The organism is Achromobacter sp. GbtcB20, from assembly GCF_019091095.1.
In the GTDB taxonomy this organism is placed as follows: Bacteria; Pseudomonadota; Gammaproteobacteria; order Burkholderiales; family Burkholderiaceae_B; genus Achromobacter; species Achromobacter mucicolens.
The window spans coordinates 1-310 of the sequence record NZ_JAGXJZ010000411.1; the positions used below are offsets into that span (position 1 = coordinate 1).

1 pseudogene is annotated in these 310 nt (G+C 59.7%); it reads left to right on the forward strand.

The annotated features are described in order from the left end of the window. Positions 1 to 156, forward strand: a pseudogene (locus tag KVT32_RS29550) (IS3 family transposase); the annotation flags it as partial. Positions 157 to 310: the final 154 nt, after the last annotated feature.

Genomic DNA, 310 nt, shown 5'->3' on the forward strand with positions numbered 1-310 from the left:
TACAACGAGGTGCGTCCGCACAGCTCACTGCCCAAATGCACGCCTGCCGAGTTCGCCGCCGCGCTGCGCAACGAAGGTGCCTTGACTGGTTCGACCGCTGATCGAAACCTGACCCACCGGAGCGGTATGCTCCCCAACCTGGACTCTACTAAGTAGCTAGTGGCCCTGAGAAAGGGGGCAGGTCAGGGGCCTGGCAAGACTTTGTTGATGGAGCATTTGGCCGACGTGCTGGGCCAAGAACACGGAAGCCACGGAAACGTTCCACTGATAGCGGGTAGTCTCAAAGAGGATCCGTCCGTCTCTCACATCC